The sequence below is a fragment of the Candidatus Zixiibacteriota bacterium genome (assembly GCA_040752815.1).
Taxonomy (GTDB): Bacteria; Zixibacteria; MSB-5A5; order GN15; family FEB-12; genus JAGGTI01.
Genome location: JBFMGC010000012.1, coordinates 12753 through 33182 on the forward strand (window position 1 = coordinate 12753; position 20430 = coordinate 33182).

Sequence of the window (20430 nt, forward strand, 5' to 3'; positions counted from 1 at the left end):
CACTATTGTTCGGAGGATTTGAAGAAGTGGTTAAACAGACGCTATTCGTCACACTGAACGCCGTCGTGGCGTTCGCCATCGGCTTTGGGCTTTTTTATGGCGTATTCAGAACGTCGGAGTCGCCGATCATCCACTCGATCTACCAGGGCGGACCCCTGGTTGTCGTGCTGATCATGATTCTGATCATGCTCCTCGTGTTCGTGATCGAGCGGTACTTTTCCCTTTACGCTGTGGCCAAGGGGAAAAGTTCCGTCCAGGTGTTCTTCAAGAAGCTGATCACGCTCCTGCAGAACAACGATTACGACGGCGCCCTGGCGGCCTGTGACAAACAGCGCGGCACGACCGCCAACGTACTTCGAGCCGGTATCGAGCGGTATCGCGAAGTCAAAGACAATAACGGCATCGACGCCGAAAAGAAGATCACGTTAACTCAGACAGCCATCGAAGAGGCCAACGCCCTCGAAGGTCCGCTACTGGAACGCAACCTGATCGCTCTCTCTACAATCGCGTCTATCGCCACCATGGTCGGCCTGCTCGGCACCACGATCGGCATGATCCGCGCTTTTGCGGCGACCGGTAATGTCGAGGGCGGTGTGATTGACGCCACCCAGTTGGCAGTCGGTATTTCCGAGGCGCTGGTCAATACGGCCGGCGGACTGATCTCAGGTATTCTCGGAATCTTCTTCTATAATTTCTTTGTTAACAAAGTAGACGCGTTTAACTACACGACCGACGAGGCCACGTTCGAGGTGATCCAGTTGCTCAAGGCGAAAGAGGCCAAGTCCTAACGGAAGTGCAGGCAACCATGGCTATTAAGAAAAAACGCCGGATTTCCATCCGGATTGACATGACGCCGATGGTGGATATCGCCTTTCTCTTGCTGATATTCTACATGGCGACCACCACGTTCAAACCACCGGAAGCGCGCGCGGTCGATCTGCCGGAGTCGCACTCCCAGATCGAGCTTCCCGACAAAGACATCATCAACCTGACCGTCACCAAGGACGACTCGGTCTATGTCGATTTCGTCAAGGAAGTTGAGGTGGAAATCGAGGGTCAGTTGATAACGACCAAGGGGCGCATCGTGCGCAAAGTCGACATATACAACGTTGCCCCCGAGTTGTTGCGCGCCCGCGGCGAGCAGTTCCGCGCCCTGGTAGTGGTGAAAGCCGACCACAAGGCGAATTTTGGATTGATGCAGGATATCATGAAACAGATGCAGGAAAACCAACTGAACCGTTTCCTGATAATCACTGACCACGAGGTGGAAAGCTGATCGTCGCAGGGCGCAAGGTAAGTGTGATCGTTAACCTGACGGTATTCCCTGAGCGCGACATCGCGGTGCCGTCGAAGGGAGCGTGAGAATAAATGGCAGGCGAAGTCGTCGAAAGAGCAGCAAAGGGTCATAAGAAAGGCCTGCGCCGTCCGAAACGGAGACTGGCAATCCGTATTGATATGACGCCGATGGTCGATATCGCCTTTCTGCTGCTGATTTTCTATATGGTCACCACGGTGTTCTCGATGCCTCAGGCGATGGAGATCAACCTGCCCAAGCCGGAGGAGATGGTCGACACGCTGGAGATCAAGGAATCGAATCTTCTGACCATTCGGGTCGATTCCCTCAGCCGGTATTGGTGGCACATCGGCACCGCCAAGGAGAGCAACCCTCCAAAGCTGCTGCCGTCGGATCCAAACAAGCCGGACACGGTGCTGTACCGACTGAATTCCGACAGCCTCCGGACGCTGTTGATTAGCCTCAACCGGGAGAATCCCAAGCTGAACACGCTGGTGCTGATTAACCGAAAGGCCAGGTACGAGGATATGGTCAATATCCTTGACGAAATCGACTATCTGGAGCGGGGCTGGAACGCCGGCCTGGCCCAGCAACTGAACAAGAAGGTGAACGAGCTGACTGAGGCGGATGGTAAGTTCTCTTACCGGTACGCCATTGGTGAGTGGGTCGAACGAGATGACCGCATTCAGAGTTTTGCCGAGCAGGCGGCTCTGGCCAGCGGTGATCTCAGGTAGCGCAAACCGGCAGGCGGCCGACGCGGTATAAGAAGTAGAGGTGATGGTATATGGCAAGTAATGAATCGGCCCTGTATTCACCGTACGGAGCCTATGAACTGAAGGCGAAGTACCAGCGCAATTTCATGTTTGGGACGCTGGCCACGACTACGTTCATACTGCTCATTCTCGTTGTCGCCTGGCTGATTCAGCAGATGGGCGGCGAGGAAGCAATCAACACGGAGCCGGTCAGGATCACGACTGTGGCCGACCTCGGCCCGCCGCCGACCCTGGCCAAGAAACCGCCGCAGGTCCAGGTCAACCAGCCTAACGTAGCGGCACCTAAAGTTGGTATCCCGACTCCGGTAGCTGACGACGAGGTCATGGACGAAGATGTCGTGCTGGCCACTCGTGAAGAGATGGCGGACATCGTGGCGCCGGATATTGTGTCCGACGGTTCCTCGCAGGATATCGTGGTCGATATCGCCGAGGAAGACTACCTGCCGTCAATGGACGAGTTCGTGCCGGTAGAGGTACCGGCCGAGATGATCTACGAAGAGATGCCGGAGTATCCGCGCCTGGCCAAGGACGCCGGCCTGGAGGGGAGGGTCTGGATAAAAGCTCTGGTTGGCAAAGACGGTTCGGTCAAGGATGCGGCGGTTTACAAGTCGTCGGGGACGCCGCTTCTCGACGATGCTGCCCTGAAGTCCGCACCGAAGAACAAATTCAAGCCGGCCATTCAGAACGGACGTCCAGTAGCGATGTGGGTGACATACAAAGTAGATTTCGTTATTAAGCAATAGAACATTCAAGAGGTAAGATCGCCAGGCGCCCGGCTTCGTGCCGGGCGTTTTTCTTTGTATCCGGCGAATAGGTAATCCACTCTTTGAATGCTCTCTCAGAAGTCTAAAGTCGTTGCAGCAGAGCCTGCCCCGGACTTGATCCCGGGTCCTTGTCCGGACCCGATAGAAGAGGGCCCGGACTGAGACCTGCCGCCGCTCCTCCCGGGTGGGTAATGGACGTCCTCGTCCACCACCAATCGGCGCCAGGTCCCACTTCGAGCCCGACCCGCGGAGCGAGTCGGGCTCGAAGCAAGACCCGACGCAACAGATCGAGGTTTTGAGACAGCTTGTTTGGTTTGGATTCGTGAAGTTTCGCACTTCGTGCTGCCGGGCCCCGCCGCGGCGGACTACCCGGCCAACAAACACGCCATGTGATCTTTCAATACTCCCGAAACCTTGGGGCACCAGCATGACGGGATTGAAGCGCTTGCTCGCCGTGGCGAGGTTCCGCCCTGCGGCTCCAACCCCACTCGAAGGGTGAGCCGGTCGGACAGTCTATCTTCTTGACGGACCGTAGGTTAGAATTTTAGCTGTTCCCCGCCTCGAAATTTCTCATTTTTCCTCTTGACACCTGCACAAATGTGCAGTATTTTCCGATCAAGCCAATATGAACCCTTTAGGCCAGGAGGCCATGTGAAAACCAATATGCTCCTCGATCAATTCCCGACCGCAACCCAGGTCGGCCTGTTTCCCATAGTCACCGCGCCGCTGGCAAGCGAGATTGATTTCGACAATCTGCACCCGTTCCCGACTGTCGATCTCTACCAGTTCAGCGACAGCGACAACTACGCTTACCAGAATGTCGAAACCTGCCCGGACTGCTCCGGAGGTATGATCCGCCAGGGACGATGCTGCGCCTGCCCATCGTGCGGGTTTGAGAGTTGTCTGGCCTGAGGTGGAATGGTGGATCCCGGCAGGGAGGAAGACTGATGCAATTGGCCGATTTGAAACGATACGGCATTTCGGAGCGGATAATCGACGCCTGGCGAAAGCGCCAGGGTGATACGCTCCTGCCGGTGCAGCGTCGGGCGATCCGCCAGGGTCTGCTGGACACTCTTTCGCCGGACACGAAACGCCCCAACATGATCATTGCCGCGCCGACATCGGCGGGGAAATCTTTTTGTGCGGAACTGGCCGCCGCTCGGGCACTGGCTGAGCAGCGACGAGTGGTAATGGTCTTCCCGCTTCGCTCGCTGGCCGAGGAAAAGTACCGGTTGTTTCAGCAAACCTACGCGCCGCTTGGGATCAGGTGTCTTATTCTTACCGGCGATCATCCGGAAAACGATGAGCCGTTTCTGCGTGGGCAATATCACATCGCACTCGCGATTGTCGAGAAATTCGATCTGGCTCTCGCCGGGCGACTCGATCTCCTGCGCAATATCGGCCTGGTGGTGGTGGACGAAATTCAGACGATTGCCGAGCCGGGGCGCGGCGCGGTGCTGGAACGGCTGCTCACTCGGATCGTGGCCTCCGAGTACAGGCCGGGAATTGTCGGGCTGTCGGCGGTGCTGGTGGAGCAGCGAATCGAGCCGCTGGCGGATTGGCTTGGCGCGGTGATTGTCGAAGAGACCGTCCGTCCGCGCGAACTCATCCGCGGAGTCGCTGCCAACGGCACGCTTACGTACCGGACCTACAATGATGGCCGCGATGGTTCCGAGCCGTTTGTCGGGATGAGCCCTCATGATGATCCCGACCAGATAGCCCAGTCGCTGGCCGAGAGGATCAAATCCGACAATGGGCAGACCCTGATCTTTCTCAAATCGCGCACCGATACGGTGAACCTCGCGCTCAAACTCGCGGCGTCGTTGGGACGGCCGCCGGCTCGGCAGGCGCTCGCGCAACTGACCGACGATGAGCCGTCATTTTTGCTCCGGTCGCTCAGCCAGGCGCTTGGTCACGGTGTGGCTTTCCACAATTCCGACCTGTCATCGCGTCAGCGGGCGACAGTCGAGCAGGCATTTTGTTCGGGGGAGATATCAGTCCTGTGCGCCACGACCACCCTGGCGCTGGGCGTGAACCTGCCTGCCGATTATGTCTATCTCGAAACCGTCAAGTACGCGTCGGGCGCTTACGACTCGCGTCCCGAGTTGGTCCCGATCAGCCGCGCCGAGTTCGACAACATGACTGGCCGGGCCGGGAGGCTCGGTTTCGGCAGCGAGCAGCCGGGTCGCGCGGTGCTGATGGCCGAATCGGCGTTCGACAGTGACGTGCTTTGGAATGCCTATATCGCTCCGACTGCATCGTGCCCGATCCAGTCCGCATGGAGCAGTCTGCCGACCGATGACTGGGTCCTGCACATGATTGTCTGTGGCCTGGCGCACAGCGAAGACGATTTGTCGCGAGTGTTCTCGCACACTCTCTATTCCCGGTTAGGTGACACAGGCGGCAAGTCAACGGGAGCGTCGCCCGACTTTGCGGCCGCGATTGTCCGCCTTATAGATCAGGGATTCGTCGAGAGGGGAGATGACGGCGCGCCGGCCGCCACACCGGTTGCTTCGGCGGCGGTCACCGCTGGGCTGTCGGTCGCGGTCACGGAACACTTGCGGCGGCTTCTCAATGATCACAACCAGCCGGAGACGCCGTTCGGGTGGCTCTGCCTGGCGCTCAGCTCGCGCGAGTGGGCGCTCCCGCCGGCGATTCTGTCCAGTTACGAGCAGAGTAACAACGTGCCGGTGCGTATGCTCTATCGCCGGTTCGATCATTCGGTCGAGGAAGCGGTGCCGCTCCTGCCGGAGGACTATCGCCATCGCCCTCTGTCGTATCGCGCGGCAGCGACACTCAAGTCGGCGCTGCTGCTCGACCAGTGGCGCTGCCTGACACCGGTGCAGAGACTCGAGGAGCGTTTCCACCTGCACCTGGGGCAGATTCAGTACCTGGGGCGGACCGCGGCGCATTTGGTCTCGGCACTCGGTCGCCTGATCGCCACGAGCGACCGCGAATCGGATCGCCCTCGGCTTCTTTCCGAGCTGGCCTTCTCACTCCGGTTCGGCCTGCCGCCGGAGTATCAGGAGATTCACCGGCGTCTCGGGGACGCACTGAGGCGGTGCGACTTTCTTGCCCTTCGCGCGGCCGGAATAGAAACTCTCGAAGATCTCGGCCGACAGTCCGAGCAGCGCTTTGTCGACTTGTTTGGCAGCGACTCTAAGTCAAAGCATATTAGCGACATAATCAATAACCTTAAAGAGGAGGTTGATATGCAGTCAGCTACTCTTGATCTCCGGTCGCCTTTTTGTCAGCAGCCTCGGATGATCGAAATCGATGGCAGCTACGAGGCTGATCGGTACCTGGTGCGAATCGACGGCTTCCCGGTCAGACTGACCGGGAAGTCGTTCAAGTACCTGGCCAAGCTGGCCTGGTCCCGGGTCAATGATTCGTCCGGCTGGATTTACAAGGAGGATATCGAGGTTGGTTTCAACCAGGCTCGCTATCTCTACCGCATGAAGAACGAGATTGCGGCGGGGATTAATTCGGGCTGGCCGGTGGTGGAGAACAACCGGCTGGGTTATTACCGCCTGCAGATCGATCCCGACAAGATCCGGCTGAACGTGGACAACCTGAAGAGCCATCCCGACTACGAACTGCGCAGCCTGTTCGAATCCGGGAACCGGCCCTGCGCGGTGAATTGACAGCTACGGTCCACCCGTGGCGGCCGAATGTCCGGCCAGCCGGCCGGTGGAGAAGGCCGCCTGAAGATTGTAGCCGCCGGTGGGGCCATCGATATCGAGCACCTCACCGGCGAAATACAGCCCAGCCACCAGGCGTGACTGCATCGTGCGCGGATCGACCTCGGCGAGATCGACACCACCCGCAGTCACGGTGGCTTCAGCGTAGCCTTGGTGTCCGGTCACAGTCAGGCGAAAGTCTTTGAGCAAATGTCTCAGGCGACGCCGCTCCGCGGTGGTGACCTGGCTGCCGGTAATGTTCCCGGAGACGTCGGCCAGATCAAGACAAACGGGCACCAGGCTGGATGGAAGCAGCTCTTTAAGGATGTTCTGTAACTGTTTTGTTCCCAACCCACTAAAACGTTCGAGCAGGTGCGATTCCAGCGCTCGCTCATCGAGCGACGGAAGCAGATCGAATGATATCTCGACTTTTTTGCCGGCCGACAAGCTGTCGACCGCGTCGAGGCTGACGAGCAGAATTACCGGGCCGGAGAGCCCATAGTGCGTGAACACCAGGTCGCCCAGTAACGCGGCCTGTGGCCGGTCCTGCGTGATTAATCTGACTGCCACATCGTGCAGACTTAGACCCTGAAGCCGAGGGGCGATGTCTCCTTTAGTTTCTAAAGGCACGAGAGCGGGGCGAGTCGGCACGATAGTGTGTCCAAGCGCGCGGGCCAGCGAGTAACCGTCGCCGGTCGATCCTGTTTCCGGATAAGACAGTCCCCCGGTGGCGATGATGACCGCATCTGCTGGGACCACCTTGTGGCTGCCTACGCGAACACCGGCAATGCGCCGATCTCTCACCACGATTTCACTGACAGCGGAATTCTTGTCGATTGCGGCCCCGGAGGCGACGGTCCACTCGGCGAGGGCCTCCGCAAACTCCGGCGCGCGATTGCCGGTCGGGAAGTACTTGCCGCCCGGTTCGAGCTCAGCCGGTATGCCGAGACTCTCCGCGAACGCTACGAGGTCGGAACTGAAGAAGCGCATAAACGCCTGGCGGAGAAATTGACGCTGGTGCCCATACGCCTTGAGAAACAGCTCTAGCGGCGCGGAATTTGTCAGGTTGCAGCGCCCTTTTCCGGTGATGCCGAGTTTCGTGCCGGTGCGGCCCGTCTTCTCCAGCACTGTCACCCTGGCGCCCTGTGACGCGGCAATACCGGCGGCCATGAGGCCGGCAGCACCGCCGCCGACTACTACCACTTTCCGAGGAGGCCGCGGTGGTGAATCAGCATGAGTCATCGCGCCTCGAATATACCCATTCCAATAGAACGCCGAAGAATTTTCTTGGCAAGGCGACCGGCGATTTACTACCTTTGGGGCAGTCGGGCAGAAGTTGTAGCGTGTCAAGCCAGGCATTGGCCCCGGCGGATCCTCTATACGCTGTCCACCGCATTAACTGTTTTGCAGGAGTACACTCACTATGGCAGAGCGCGAAACCGGCACCGTGAAGTGGTTTAGCGCTGAGAAGGGGTACGGTTTTATCGTCCGCGATAAAGGTGACGACATCTTCGTTCATCACTCGCAGATTGCACAGACCGGCTACCGCCGACTTCAGGAAGGACAGAAAGTCGAGTTCTCAGTAGTGCAGGCAGACAAAGGCCTTCAGGCCCAGGAAGTCAGGGTAGTGGAAGAAACTGCTTCCTGAGATTGTTTTCAGACATTTCGGGGGAAGGTCCAATAATGTTATCAGCAGGGCAGGCGAACCAGTCAGCCCGGCGCGGAACGGTTTGTCCGGGCTACGCTTGCCGACCGAAAGGGCATGAGGCCGAACCGAATCTGGTTTACGGCGTATGCATAATGCCCTTTATTGTCCGATAATTGGATTGATGGCCTGGTCTTATGATTGTTAAGAGCAAACACCGACTGCAGATGGTCGCCAGCGACCGCGAGGAGACCCATCCGATTCTTCCGCTCATGACGGAAGTGCTGTTTCCGGGCTTGATGATTACCATCCACGTCGGGCGACCTGAAAATCTCGCGCTCTTGGAACACGTAACCGCCGCGCGCACGCCGTTCGTGGCCGCTTACACCCAGTCCGGGTTTGATACCCCAGCCGCTCGACCCATCCACCAGGTGGGCGTGCTGGCCGAGGCGCGGGACATTCACGAGGGCACCGGAGGCACGAAAGTCGTCACGCTGGAGGGGATTCGTCGGGTGGCGATTAGTTCCATCACGAGCCAGGAGCCGTTTCTTCAGGGACACGTGCTCGGTCTCGACACCCCGGCCTTCGTCCCGAAGGCTATTCGAGAGCGGGTCAACGAGGTTATCTCCATTGTCAACGAGATTACTCATCTCGACCCGACCTACTCACCCGAGTTGTCAAATGTTCTCAAGCGAAACGTGGAGGACCCGTCGCTCCTGGCCGATCACATTGCCGCCAGTTTTCACTTCTCGCTTTCAGCCAAACAGGAACTGCTGGAATGCCATTTCCTGGACGAACGTTACGATTTGTTGCTCCAGCAGCTAAACAGCGAGCTCAACCGGGCGGCGACCGTGCTCAGTATCCAGGACAAGGTCAAGAGGCGGATCGAGTCGGACCAGGAGAAGTACTTCCTTCGTCAGCAGCTCCATGAGATTCGGCGGCAGCTCGGCGAGGATTTCAGTGAGGAACGCGAGGTCGCTCGGTGGAAGCGGCTGGTGAAAAGCATGCCCAAGTTGCCGCATGAGGTGCTGGACCGTTCGCGAATTGAAATCGAGCGCCTCGGGCAGATTTCGCCGGCCTCCGCCGAATACGGCGCAACCAAGAACTACCTCGACTGGCTTTTGAACCTGCCCTGGGCCAAGGTTACCCCGGAGAATTATCAGATCAGCGAGGTTCAGAAGATCGTCGACACCGAGTACTTCGGCCCGGATTCCCTTAAAGAAAGAATTCTTCAAAGGCTCTCGGTGCGAAAGCTGATGGGAGGAAAGGACGAGGGCCCGACCCTGTGCCTGGTCGGCGCTCCCGGTACGGGGAAAGCCTCGCTGGCCAAGGCCATCGCTCGCGCTATCGGCAAGGAGTTCATCCGTATATCAGTCGGCGGGATCACGACTGTGGCCGACATCAAAGGCACCCCGCGCACGTATCTAGGCGCACAGCCGGGTCAGATCGTGCGAACGCTCAGACAGGCGGGAAGTCTCGATTCCGTAGTACTGCTCGAGGATATCGATTACTTCAACATCGACAACAATTCGTCGGTGAATATGGCCCTGTTGGAAGTGATCGATGCCCGCTACAACTCGCACTTCCTCGATCAGTATATCGGTGTGCCGATCGACCTGAGCCGCATCTTCTTCGTGTGCTCGGTGCGCTCCTACGAAGAAATCCCCGAACAGTTTGTACCCAGGCTCGAAATCATCGAGCTGCCCGGATACATCGAGCGTGAAAAGATCGCTATCGCCCAACGATACATCATACCGAGTATGCTCGAACGGCACGGGTTGAAGAAATCCGAGGTGCGCATTTCCGATCGCACCCTGGCGAAAATCATCGGGAATTACACCATGGAAGCCGGACTGCTCGGCCTCTCGCAGCAGCTCGAACGGATTTGCCGTAAGATCGCACTCCAAAAGGCCGAGAACCACAAGCACAGTTGGACGGTCACGGAGAAGACTCTCGACTCTTATCTGGGCACGCCTCAGTACATTCCGGAAAAAGCCGAATCAGTGCCGGAGATCGGCAATGCGGCCGGCCTGGCCTGGACCGGCGCCGGCGGCGAGCTGATGTTTATCGAGGGGCTGAAGATGAAAGGGGACGGGCAGATTATCACGACCGGCTCACTGGGCGAGGTCATGCGGGAGTCGATTCAGGCCGCCCATTCGTACGTCCGCTCCAAGGCCGACGTGCTCGGGATCGACTTTAACGACTTTAACGAGTTTGATATCCATATTCACTTCCCGTCCGGGGCGATTCCCAAGGACGGTCCCTCCGCCGGGATAACAGTCTGTTTGGTGATCGCCTCGGTTATGTCGGAGCGGCCGATCCGCAACGATATCGCCATGACCGGCGAGGTCACCCTGCGCGGCAAGGTACTGCCGGTCGGCGGGACCAAAGAGAAGATCTCGGCCGCATTCCGCGCGGGGATATACTACGTGGTCCTGCCCAAGGAGAACGAGAAGGACCTCAAGGACATACCGCGCGAGATAATCCGCCTGACCAAGTTCTATTTCATCGAGAGCGTTGACGAGCTTTTCGAGCTATGCCTCCTTGATTTCAAGCCGTCCACGCACACACTCGAGAAGATTTTCGCGGAGGAAATCGCCCGCGCCCGCAAGAAATCGCCGCGCAAGAGGCGACCCGCGGCGCGCCGCGGCCGTTAGTCTGTCCATTTGTGTTTACACTCCGAACGACCAGCCAATAACTGCTTGACACGCCTCGAGGCGCGGGGGTATATTCGCTGCAGACAGGGTGACGGCATGATTGTGTGTCAGCCTGTCACGGGTATACGATACTTGACCTCAAGCGGTCTCATGTGAACCATATAGAGCACACACCGGCCCTCAGGCGGCAAGGCGCCGGGCGCTCGCAAGTGTGAAGTGCTCAGGTTCCGACCAGGTCACACGAAGAAAAACCGGTAACGACATGCTGCGTTTCGCATGGAGGTAAACCATGTTCACGAAGATCGGGGCGGCGCTATTGGTGTGGTCGCTTGCGCTATCTGCAACGGTTACGGGCCAGGGTCAGGATCCCAAGGATCAGGGTTTGGCCGATACGGTGCGCATAGACATCAGTCTGCGCCCCGACGCCAACACCAACCAGCTCAATGTCACCATTGATCTGTACTTGTTCAACGACGTACAAAACCTGTCCAGTGTAGCAATCGGTTTCAAGTGGATAAACGACCAGCTGACCATGACCAACGCGGCCTTTACGCCCCTGGGTCAGTCGGCCTTCGACTTTATCCGCTTCCTTTATCGTAACAACAACAAGGACAGCACCAACAAGTACGATCGCTTCCAGTTCACCGGTACCAGGCTCGCGGGTACCGGCCTCCTGGCAAGCATGACTGCCAAGCACGTGGCCCGGTATGACTGTGTTCTATCAAGCTGGACGGTGTTCGATTCGCTGGTGGTGGATACGGCGCAGGTGTTCGGCGCCGGGCTCGAGTTCGTTGATTTCAGCAATGTCGAATACCGCCCCCGTTGGGCAGGTCGAGTCGTGGTTTACGACGCCAACCGCCCGGTTCTCTCCAATCTGCTCCTTTCCGAGGACACTCTGCGCTTTGAGGCCACGCAGGGGCTGGGAAACCCGCCGCCCCAGGTTGTGGAGGTCACATCCGATCAACTGCCGCTCGCCTTTAATGTAGTCGAAAGCATCCCCTGGCTACTTAAATCTCCGTCGAGCGGCACCACACCCCAGCCTGTCACTATCTCCATTACGACTACCGGGCTCGTGGCTGACACCTATTTCGACTCTGTTCGCTTCGAATCCGCCGGTGCGTCCAATTCGCCGCAGTTTCTTTATGTCGAGCTGGTGGTCAACCCACAGCAGCCCGCGATCGGAGTGGATAAGACGATCTTCTTCTTCAACGCGATCGTGGGCGGCGCAAATCCGCCCAATCAGACCCTGGGCATAACGAACACAGGCCAGTCGACACTCAACTGGTCGGTCACCAACTCGGAGGCCTGGCTTTCGCTTAACCCGCCGTCGGGAGTAAATGCCGGCACGGTTACCCTGTCGGTCAATACCACCGGTTTGTCCTTCGGCCAGTACAGTGATACCATTGTCGTATCCGATCCGGCAGCGACCAACAGCCCGGTGAAGGTGCCGGTGCGCCTGTCGATGGCCTCGGACCTGCCCATTTTAGTAATAGACTCGATCCCCAATTACTGGCCGGTAGACTGGGCCGTTGAAGGTCCCATGTTCATTCGCTCGTTCGGCGTGCGCAACGGTGGTCCCGGCTCCCTGAATTTCTGGGTCGAGACCAGCTCACCCAATATCCTGAATGTCACGCCGGATACCTCATCGGCCCCCGACTCAGTTTCTCTTCTGTTCTATTTTCCCACTAATCCAGGTCCTGATCCCCTAATCCCCGATCTGATAATCGACACGGTCTGGGTTTACTCCAATGAGGCGATCAACTCGCCGGTCATGGTGGAATGCTGGCTGCGGTTTCCGGTCGGTCCGGCGGTTATCGGCTTGTCTACCGATGCCATCGAGTTTAATGTCTACGAGTGTTATCAGGGATACGGCAACTCGCTCCCTACGAGCGAATTCACAGTGACCAATGACGGCTATGATGAACCGATGGCCATCGAGATTGTCTACAACTCCGAACGGTTTCAGATCATCGGGGCTGAGACCAGGCGCAACGCGCCCTACACGTATCAGGTAAATGCGAAACTCCCCGACGTCCCTACCGGAACGTACACGGATACAATCTGGGTTACCTCGCTCTGGGCGATGAACAAACCGCAGATGGTAGTGGTCACTTTTAATTTCCTCCCGACACCGCAGCCGCCCACCATCTTCGTTCCCGGTACTCCGCTCAAGATCGCCTACCAGGAAGATTCCGGTCCCCAATTGTACGAGGGACTTCAGATTGCCAATGTCAATCCAGGCTGTATGAACTGGGAGATAAGCGAGAATTTGAGCTGGTTGACACCGGTGACAACTCAAGGGGCCGTTCCTGACGAAAGCCCGCTTTTGATAGATGCCACCGGCTACACCCTGGGCGAGTACGCGGTCAACATTTCTATCCTGTCTCCGTCCGCTTCTAACAACCCGTTGGTGGTTCCGCTGCTCCTGCAAGTGTGGAAGCTGCGGGGCGATGTTAACTGGAACGGGGAGATCACCGTTCAGGATGTTGCCTGGATGATCGACTACCTGTTTGAGCTGGAGCACGCCCCGATGCCGGTTACGATGGTGGGGGACGTAGACTGCGACGGTAACATAAACATCGGAGATATTGCGGCAATAATCGATTACCTCTACGTTGACCTCGTGCCGCTCTGCAGCAACCCATACTGAAGAACAGAATTCCACGTTGTTCGAGCGTCTCCGCCGGAAGCAGGGACGCTCGTTTTTTGGTCATCCCGGCAACATCCTGGGAACAACCCTTGACAATCGGCTGCAGATTGCCGATATTGAAGAGTTAGTAGCCTGTTACACCACGCCTTTGCCCGGGCGGAAAACTTATTGACTGCAACGCCTTCACCAGTTGTTCAAGTCGTATCAGGAGGTCTGCTTTGAGAATGTCGGCCAGTTTTGTCACACTTCTCGTAATTTCGCTTGTTCTCTTCTCCCCGTGTTCCGGCCTTGGCGCGCAGGATATCACTACTGTCAATCCCGATGGGTTAACAGCATCCGAACTTCACCGCATTCTCGGCGAGGCCAAGGCTCAGGCGCTTGACCGATCCCGCCGCATGCAGCAGGCGGCCGCCAGTCTCCCCCAGGTTCCGCAGACCAACTACGATGTGAAATGGTATGATGTGTCTATCCGGGTAAACGATACGACGGAGATCCTCTATGGTAATGTCACGCTGGTTGCTGCTGCTGCGGCGGACGGAGTGACCCAGATCGATGTCGACCTGCACACTGCTATGGCCGTAAACAGCATCACCGGTTCTTCCGGTCCGTTGGCATTCTCCCGATCGGGCGACTACGTAACGGTGACCCTGGATCAGAGCTATGACACCGGTGAGCAGTTTCAGTTCGATATCGCTTACAGCGGGCATCCGGTCGAGGGCGGCTTGCAGGCCTTTGCCTTCGATTTTCGCAACGGGTATCGGGTAATCAGTTCGCTCTCCGAGCCCTACTTTTCTCGCACCTGGTGGCCGTGCAAGGACCGCAACGATGACAAACCGGACTCCATGGGTATTCATATCGAGTCCGATACCGCGCTGTACTGTGCTTCGAACGGTACGCTCGATTCCATCACGACTGTGCCGGGTAGCAACAGCCGGACGTTTCACTACACGGTTCGATACCCTATTGTGACTTATCTGTTTTCGGTGGCGATTGCTCCCTACACCGTCTGGCAGCAACCCTATATCTTTACCAATACCGGCGACGAACTCGATACGATGCCGGTGATTCATCACGTGTATCCGGACTACTACGCCCTGTCACTCACTACCTGGAACCAGACCCCGACCATGATCGCCACACTGGCCGATGACTTTGGTCCCTATCCGTTTCCAAACGAGAAGTATGGCCACGCTAATTTCGAGTGGGGCGGCGCTATGGAGCATCAGACGTGCACGTCGATGGGTGGCGGCACATTCGGATTCGGCTGGGGAGTTACGGTGCACGAACTGGGCCATCAGTGGTGGGGCGACCTGGTGACGTGCGAATCATGGCATGATATCTGGCTTAACGAGGGGTGGGCGTCGTACTCCGAGGCGGTATATCAGTTGGGTATAAGCGGCTGGGCCGCTTATCACAGCCACATGAATACGATGGCTTATAAAGGCTCCGGCACGGTGTGGTGCGATGATACTGCCAATGTCTATCGTATCTTCAACGGCAATCTCAGCTACGACAAAGGCGCCTGGGTGGTTCACATGCTGCGCGGCGTGCTGGGCGAGGAGCTGTTTGCGACCGGGGTGGAGGCGTATTACAACGTATTCGCTTATTCGTCGGCGACTTCATACGAATTTCAGCAGTGTTGGGAAATCGCCACCGGGGTCGATCTCGACGCCTTCATGCTTCAGTGGCTCTACGGGCAGTACTGTCCCAACTACAGCTTCTACTACATGGACGAGCCATCGGATTCCGGCGGCTATGACATCTATCTCGTCGTCAAGCAAACCCAAACCACCTATCCCCAGGTGTTTGAGATGCCGGTGGATTTCTTTTTCGATTATTCCGGACAGCCGGATGATACAATCACTCTAACTATCGACGAACGAAGCGAGTTCTTCAAGTTTAATGAACCGGCCGATCTCACCCAGATTAAGCTCGATCCGGCCGGATGGGTTCTCAAAAACGTCTCCAACCCGGCCTGGCAGATGTTCATTATCACGCTCGACGCCGAGTTGTCGGACGGCCTGGTGGATATAGCCTATCTCGACACCATCGAGACACGCGGCGGCACCGGCTCCAACGTAGTTTCAATCGGGAGTGGAATCCTGCCTCCTGGGCTGACTATCTCCAATGAGGGCGTTATTTCCGGTACACCTACCACGGAGGGGGTTTACAGCTTCCAGGTGGGTTTTGTCAACCCGGCCACCGGCTATTCCGACCAGAGACGCTTTGATATCGCCATTACGACTCCGCCCTGCTGCAGCGGCCAGGTAGGTGATGTCAACGGGGAGGGTGGCGACGAACCAACGATCGGCGATATCACGATGCTTATCGACCTGCTGTTTATCACCGGCTCGGTGCCGGACTGTCTCACCGAGGCCGATGTCAATCAGTCGGGCGGCCCTGAGCCGACCGTCGGCGACATATCGATCGGCGACGTAACCATTCTCATCGACCACGTCTTTATCTCTGGAGTCGAGCTCCCGAACTGTCTGTAGTCATCCCAGACATGGGCTTTCGGCGGCCTGTCCCACAGCGGACAGGCCGCTTTCTTTGTCCCGTTCGGCCGGGGCCTGCGCTGCAGGAAAACATGTTGATTTTGGCTCCGCCCAGGGCGTTATTGCTGCGTGCTGTGGGTGGGCACCGGGATATGTACTCGCCGAGGAGCGCCGTGCCTGTGGATCGGAAGATTAGCAGCTTTCACGTTACAACATTTGGCTGCCAGATGAACCTGGCGGATTCGTCTACCCTTGTCGCTACACTTACGACGAGGGGATATCGACGTGTCGAAGACGTGGCCGACGCGGATCTGATCATTCTCAACACCTGCTCGGTTCGCGAAAAAGCGGAACAGAGGGTAGTGGGTAGGCTCGGAACGCTGGGAGCACTCAAGAAAGACAGACCCTGGGTCAGGATCGCCGTGGTCGGCTGCATGGCACAGCGGCTGGGCGACGAGCTTATCGATCAGCTTCCCCAGGTGGACTACGTTCTTGGCACGGACCGGGTGTTCGAACTGCCCGATGTGATCGAAGGGCGCGAGGGAACCTCGCCGGTCATGACCGCATTCGGCCACGAAAGCATCGACCAAATCGAGCCGGTCCGCGAAAACACGTACTCAGGCTTCGTGACCATATCTCGCGGGTGTGACAATTTCTGCTCTTACTGCATCGTGCCGTTCGTTCGCGGTCACGAGCAGGCGCACTCGCCCGAGCACATTCTGCAGGGCGTCCGAAAGATGGCGAACGAGGGCGTCTCGGAGGTGATGCTGCTCGGTCAGAATGTCAACAGCTACCGTTACAACGGTACCGACTTCCCCGATCTGCTGCGGAGAGTGGCCAGCGAGACCGATATCCCACGCATTAGGTTCATGACCTCACATCCCAAGGATCTCTCCGAGAAGCTGGTCGAGGTGCTGGGCGATGAGACAAAACTCATGCCGCACGTCCATCTGCCGCTGCAGTCCGGTTCGGACCGGATTCTGCAGCGAATGGGGCGGTATTACTCCCTCGATCATTACCTAAAGATTGTTGATTCTCTCCGAAGCGCTCTCGATTATCTGGCGTTGACTACGGATTTGATTGTCGGCTTTCCCGGTGAGAGCGAGGCCGAATACGAGATGACCCTTGACGCCGTTCGCCGGATACAGTACGACTCGGCCTTCATGTTCCGATACTCTGTTCGTCCCGGCACCGAAGCAGCCAAACTCGTGGACGATGTCCCCGAGGAGACAAAGATCGAACGGCTGAATAAACTGATCGCCCTGCAGCAGTCCATCTCTTACGACCGGAATCAGCGCGAGGTCGGCCAGGTGAGGCAGGTGCTCCTGGAAGGACGTTCGCGCCGCTCTGATAAATTCGCGCGTGCCCGCACGGAGGGCAACAAGACGGTTTTGTTCGAAGCTTCAGATCCGAAAGTCGGGGCGATCGTACCGTTGAGGATAACATCTGCTGATGCTTTTACCCTGCACGGCGAGCCGGTAGAGGAAGGAAGTCATGGTTGAAGTCGTGACAACTGTTGCCGCGCCGCTTTTGGTCGTGCTTATATTCGGATTCCTCATCTATCGCTTTGGGTTCTTTACCGGCCGCGACATCGGTGGTCGTCTGCCATTTGTTGTGGGCGGAGTCTTGCTGCTGGTAGTGTCGCTCTGGGGGGTGGTGGAGCTGGCGCCCAACTACACGGATTGGTTTATCGCCGGCGCGTATCCACTGATCGACCTCGCCCAATCCCTTCTCGGCGCAATCGGCCTGCTTCTCGGTGTGTCCGGCCTCGCTCTGTACGCCGACTACTGGCAGGAACGGCGCACCGAGGTAGAGGAACGGTTCGGCCGTCTCTCCATACTGGATAATCTCCAGCTCGACAGCCGTCAGCCGTATCATCTGCTCGAGATGCTCAATATCTCGCTGCGGGAAATACTGGTGCAGTATCCCATGGCGGCGGGGGCGGTCCTTCTGGTCAACCGGGCACAGCGGCAGTTCGTGCTTACGTCTTCAGCGGGTCTGCATAAGGACGAGATAGCATGCCTCGAGTATTATCCTCTGGGACGCAATGTCGTAAGCCAGGCGGTGGAGCTGGGCGATCCGATGCTGCTGGCGCAGTTTGAGTTTTTCGATCGCACCGGCGGGCGAATTGACTCCCGTTTCAAGAGTGTGCTGGTGCTGCCGCTTCTCTCCGGCATGGAGCAGGTTGGCGGCCTGCTTCTCTTTTCCGAGGAACCGCACTTTTTTGTAGCCAGAGACATCCGCTATCTGGCCCCTGTGGCGCAGTGGCTCGCCGAGAAGATCAAATCTGCGAGACTCGGCCGACTCCTCGCCCAGGCGGAGCGTCTGCGTGAAACCGAGGCTGCCAACGTAAGCGACCTGACCGGCAGAGTTGCTTCCTCGGCGCGCGCGGCGGCCGGCTCGGATCCCGCGAACGGGTTTTGCCGCTCGCTTGTTGGACTGGCCGATTCGGAATCGGTTCATCTTTGCGGCATCAGGCAGGGCGCGCTTGTGTTCCATGGCAGCAGCGAACCGCTGTTCGATCTGACTGAAAACCTCCGGGCGTCCATGATCGAGGGGATAGATCGCGCCCGACCCCTTATCATCAATCAAGAATCGGGCGACGCCGAAGTGAGAAAGCAGGTGGTGCAGTCCAACCTCGTCCTGCCGGTGCCGGGATCGAAGTCCGACGCCCTCCTGCTGGTTAAACCGGGTCCGGCTTTTACGGTGAACGACAAGTCCCTGAAACTGATCGAGAGCTTCGCTGCGCTGGGCGGCCTGGTCATCCGCATGGAAGAGGATAATCGCCTTCGGTTGACCCGCCGCAAGGGGTTCGAGGTCGTGGTCGAACTGCTTCGTGCGGAGCTCCCGGGCCGGGATTCTCGGAGCGGTGTGCGCTTCTTTTTGGAAACGCTGGGTCGTGTGCTCCCCCGAAAGACCATCTGTCTTGCGTTTTTTGCCGATAGCGCATCGTCCTACCGCGTCCAGACAGTTAGCCCGGGTGAAAACGCGGAGCTCTTTGATGACATCCTCGTCCACTCCGGCAGAGGCGGAGCAGGCGCGGTGGCCGCTTCGGGTGAAAGTACGTTCATCCACGGGCGAGGCGCCGTGGCCCGGCATTTCGATACTTATGACGATCAGGTTCGCTCTACCTTCCAGCGCTTCTTCGGTGAGCGGGGCTGGCCTGAGTATGTGGCCTATTGCCCGGTCGGCGATGGAGAAAGCACGACGGTGGCGATGATCGCCGCGCACGTTATGGATGAGTCGGAACGCGCCGAATGGGAACGCCTGCTGACCCTGGCGGCGGGACTCTGCACACTTCGGCTCACCACGGCACGTCTGAGCCGCGCCGGCGAGGCTGGCGTAATCTCTGTTACCTGGGCTTCGACAGGTGATGCGCTCAATCGGCTGAATAACCACCTGGCTGCGGTGATCGGCACGGCTGAGCTTACGGCCCAGGACAGCCAGTTGTCGGAAGATGTTCGCCGACGGCTGCGCGATATAATCACCCGCGCCGAGGAGGCCGCCGACGTAGCGCGGCGGACACTCACCGCGGGGCCAACAGGCGGGTTTGAGGGGGCTGGAGTAACCGAGACGGTGAGTCGTGTGGTGGAGCGCGAACTGGCTCAACTTAAGGTGTCGGGAAATGTCCACATGGCCGGCCAGCGGCCACGCGAAATCTTCAGTAACCTCGAGACGGTCCCGCCGATGGCCCTTCCCGCGAATCGGTTGGCTGAGCTCTTCAGGACGCTTCTGGATCGCTTCTCCGCACTGGCCGATGAGGATGATATCTTCACAATCGCTACCTACTCGCGCGATAAGTACGTGTACCTCGATGTCTCGCGCCATCGCCGCAACTTCCCGCCGGTTGCTCCCGTGGCCGGGTTCGGACGATATGTCGCCGCCGAAGAAGCCCTGCGCAGTCGGCCATCGGACATATTCCTAACTCAGGTGCAGGAATCCGGCACCGGGTATGCCGTCGATGACGAACGGCCGGTACCGGCCTACCTGTCGTTTCGGTTCCCGGTGAGTCCCACTATCCCGGCGCCTTTGTCAGGAAGCCCGACACCCAGGGCAAGACTGCTGGCTATCGACGACCAGCAGGTTATCCTCGATCTCATTTCGGCGATGGGACAGTCGCTTGGGTACGAGGTCCGGACCGCGTCATCCGGCGAAGAGGGACTTCGCCTGGCCGAGAGGCAGCAATTCGACGCTGTCCTGACCGATCTGGCGCTCCCCAAAATGTCTGGGCTGGAGGTTGCCCGCCAGATCAGCCGTCTCCGGCCGGGAGTACCGGTGATTCTGGTGACCGGTTGGAGCACGGAGCTGAACGCCGACCAGCTCGCCGAGGCGGGCATATCAGACGTACTTTACAAGCCGTTTCGAATGGAGCAGTTGACCTCGGTCGTGCGAGCGGTGGTTGCCGGCCGCGCGGGGGCATAGCCTCTCTCTCATTATCCCGACCATTGTGCCGATAATAAAGGGAAGGACAA

At 58.2% G+C, this 20430-nt stretch carries 13 protein-coding genes; 12 read left to right on the forward strand and 1 reads right to left on the reverse strand.

All coding sequences use genetic code 11. The features are described 5' to 3' along the window. Positions 1-26: 26 nt before the first annotated feature. The 6 genes from AB1772_04875 (at position 27) to AB1772_04900 (ending at position 6475) form a co-directional block, all read left to right on the forward strand. Positions 27-788 carry a MotA/TolQ/ExbB proton channel family protein gene (locus AB1772_04875; GenBank protein MEW5795676.1) on the forward strand — a complete coding sequence of 254 codons (762 nt, stop codon included), beginning with the start codon at positions 27-29 and terminating at the stop codon, positions 786-788. A gap of 17 nt (positions 789-805) precedes the next feature. Further along, the gene (locus AB1772_04880) at positions 806-1276 is read left to right on the forward strand and encodes a biopolymer transporter ExbD (protein MEW5795677.1); all 471 of its coding nucleotides are present in this window, start codon (positions 806-808) and stop codon (positions 1274-1276) included. Positions 1277-1368: 92 nt separating this feature from the next. Continuing rightward, positions 1369-2028: a biopolymer transporter ExbD gene (locus AB1772_04885; protein MEW5795678.1), complete on the forward strand. Its 660-nt coding sequence runs from the start codon at positions 1369-1371 to the stop codon at positions 2026-2028. Between the two features lie 50 nt (positions 2029-2078). Next, on the forward strand, positions 2079-2810 hold the full coding sequence (locus AB1772_04890) for a TonB family protein (protein MEW5795679.1): 732 nt from the start codon (positions 2079-2081) through the stop codon (positions 2808-2810). A 672-nt stretch (positions 2811-3482) separates the two neighbouring features. Then, entirely contained in the window at positions 3483-3743 is a 261-nt protein-coding gene (locus AB1772_04895; GenBank protein MEW5795680.1) for a hypothetical protein, read from the forward strand. A gap of 35 nt (positions 3744-3778) precedes the next feature. Continuing rightward, complete coding sequence (locus AB1772_04900; protein ID MEW5795681.1) at positions 3779-6475, forward strand: DEAD/DEAH box helicase; 2697 nt, start codon at positions 3779-3781, stop codon at positions 6473-6475. Positions 6476-6478: 3 nt separating this feature from the next. On the opposite strand, the gene AB1772_04905 is transcribed toward AB1772_04900, so the two are convergent. Further along, positions 6479-7753: an NAD(P)/FAD-dependent oxidoreductase gene (locus AB1772_04905; protein ID MEW5795682.1), complete on the reverse strand. Its 1275-nt coding sequence runs from the start codon at positions 7751-7753 to the stop codon at positions 6479-6481. 181 nt (positions 7754-7934) lie between these two features. Between AB1772_04905 and AB1772_04910 the strand changes: the two genes are divergently transcribed. The 6 genes from AB1772_04910 (at position 7935) to AB1772_04935 (ending at position 20380) form a co-directional block, all read left to right on the forward strand. Continuing rightward, positions 7935-8159 carry a cold-shock protein gene (locus AB1772_04910; protein MEW5795683.1) on the forward strand — a complete coding sequence of 75 codons (225 nt, stop codon included), beginning with the start codon at positions 7935-7937 and terminating at the stop codon, positions 8157-8159. A 194-nt stretch (positions 8160-8353) separates the two neighbouring features. Beyond that, a complete protein-coding gene (lon, locus tag AB1772_04915; protein ID MEW5795684.1) occupies positions 8354-10813 on the forward strand; it encodes an endopeptidase La in 2460 nt (819 codons plus the stop codon). 289 nt (positions 10814-11102) lie between these two features. Further along, a complete protein-coding gene (locus tag AB1772_04920) occupies positions 11103-13463 on the forward strand; it encodes a dockerin type I domain-containing protein (protein MEW5795685.1) in 2361 nt (786 codons plus the stop codon). A gap of 224 nt (positions 13464-13687) precedes the next feature. Continuing rightward, a complete protein-coding gene (locus AB1772_04925) occupies positions 13688-15958 on the forward strand; it encodes a M1 family aminopeptidase (protein MEW5795686.1) in 2271 nt (756 codons plus the stop codon). A 179-nt stretch (positions 15959-16137) separates the two neighbouring features. Continuing rightward, positions 16138-17460 (forward strand): tRNA (N6-isopentenyl adenosine(37)-C2)-methylthiotransferase MiaB, encoded by a 1323-nt coding sequence (gene miaB / locus AB1772_04930; GenBank protein MEW5795687.1) that lies wholly within the window; start codon positions 16138-16140, stop codon positions 17458-17460. After that, the gene (locus AB1772_04935; GenBank protein MEW5795688.1) at positions 17453-20380 is read left to right on the forward strand and encodes a response regulator; all 2928 of its coding nucleotides are present in this window, start codon (positions 17453-17455) and stop codon (positions 20378-20380) included. Before miaB ends, AB1772_04935 begins: the two co-directional genes overlap by 8 nt. Positions 20381-20430: the final 50 nt, after the last annotated feature.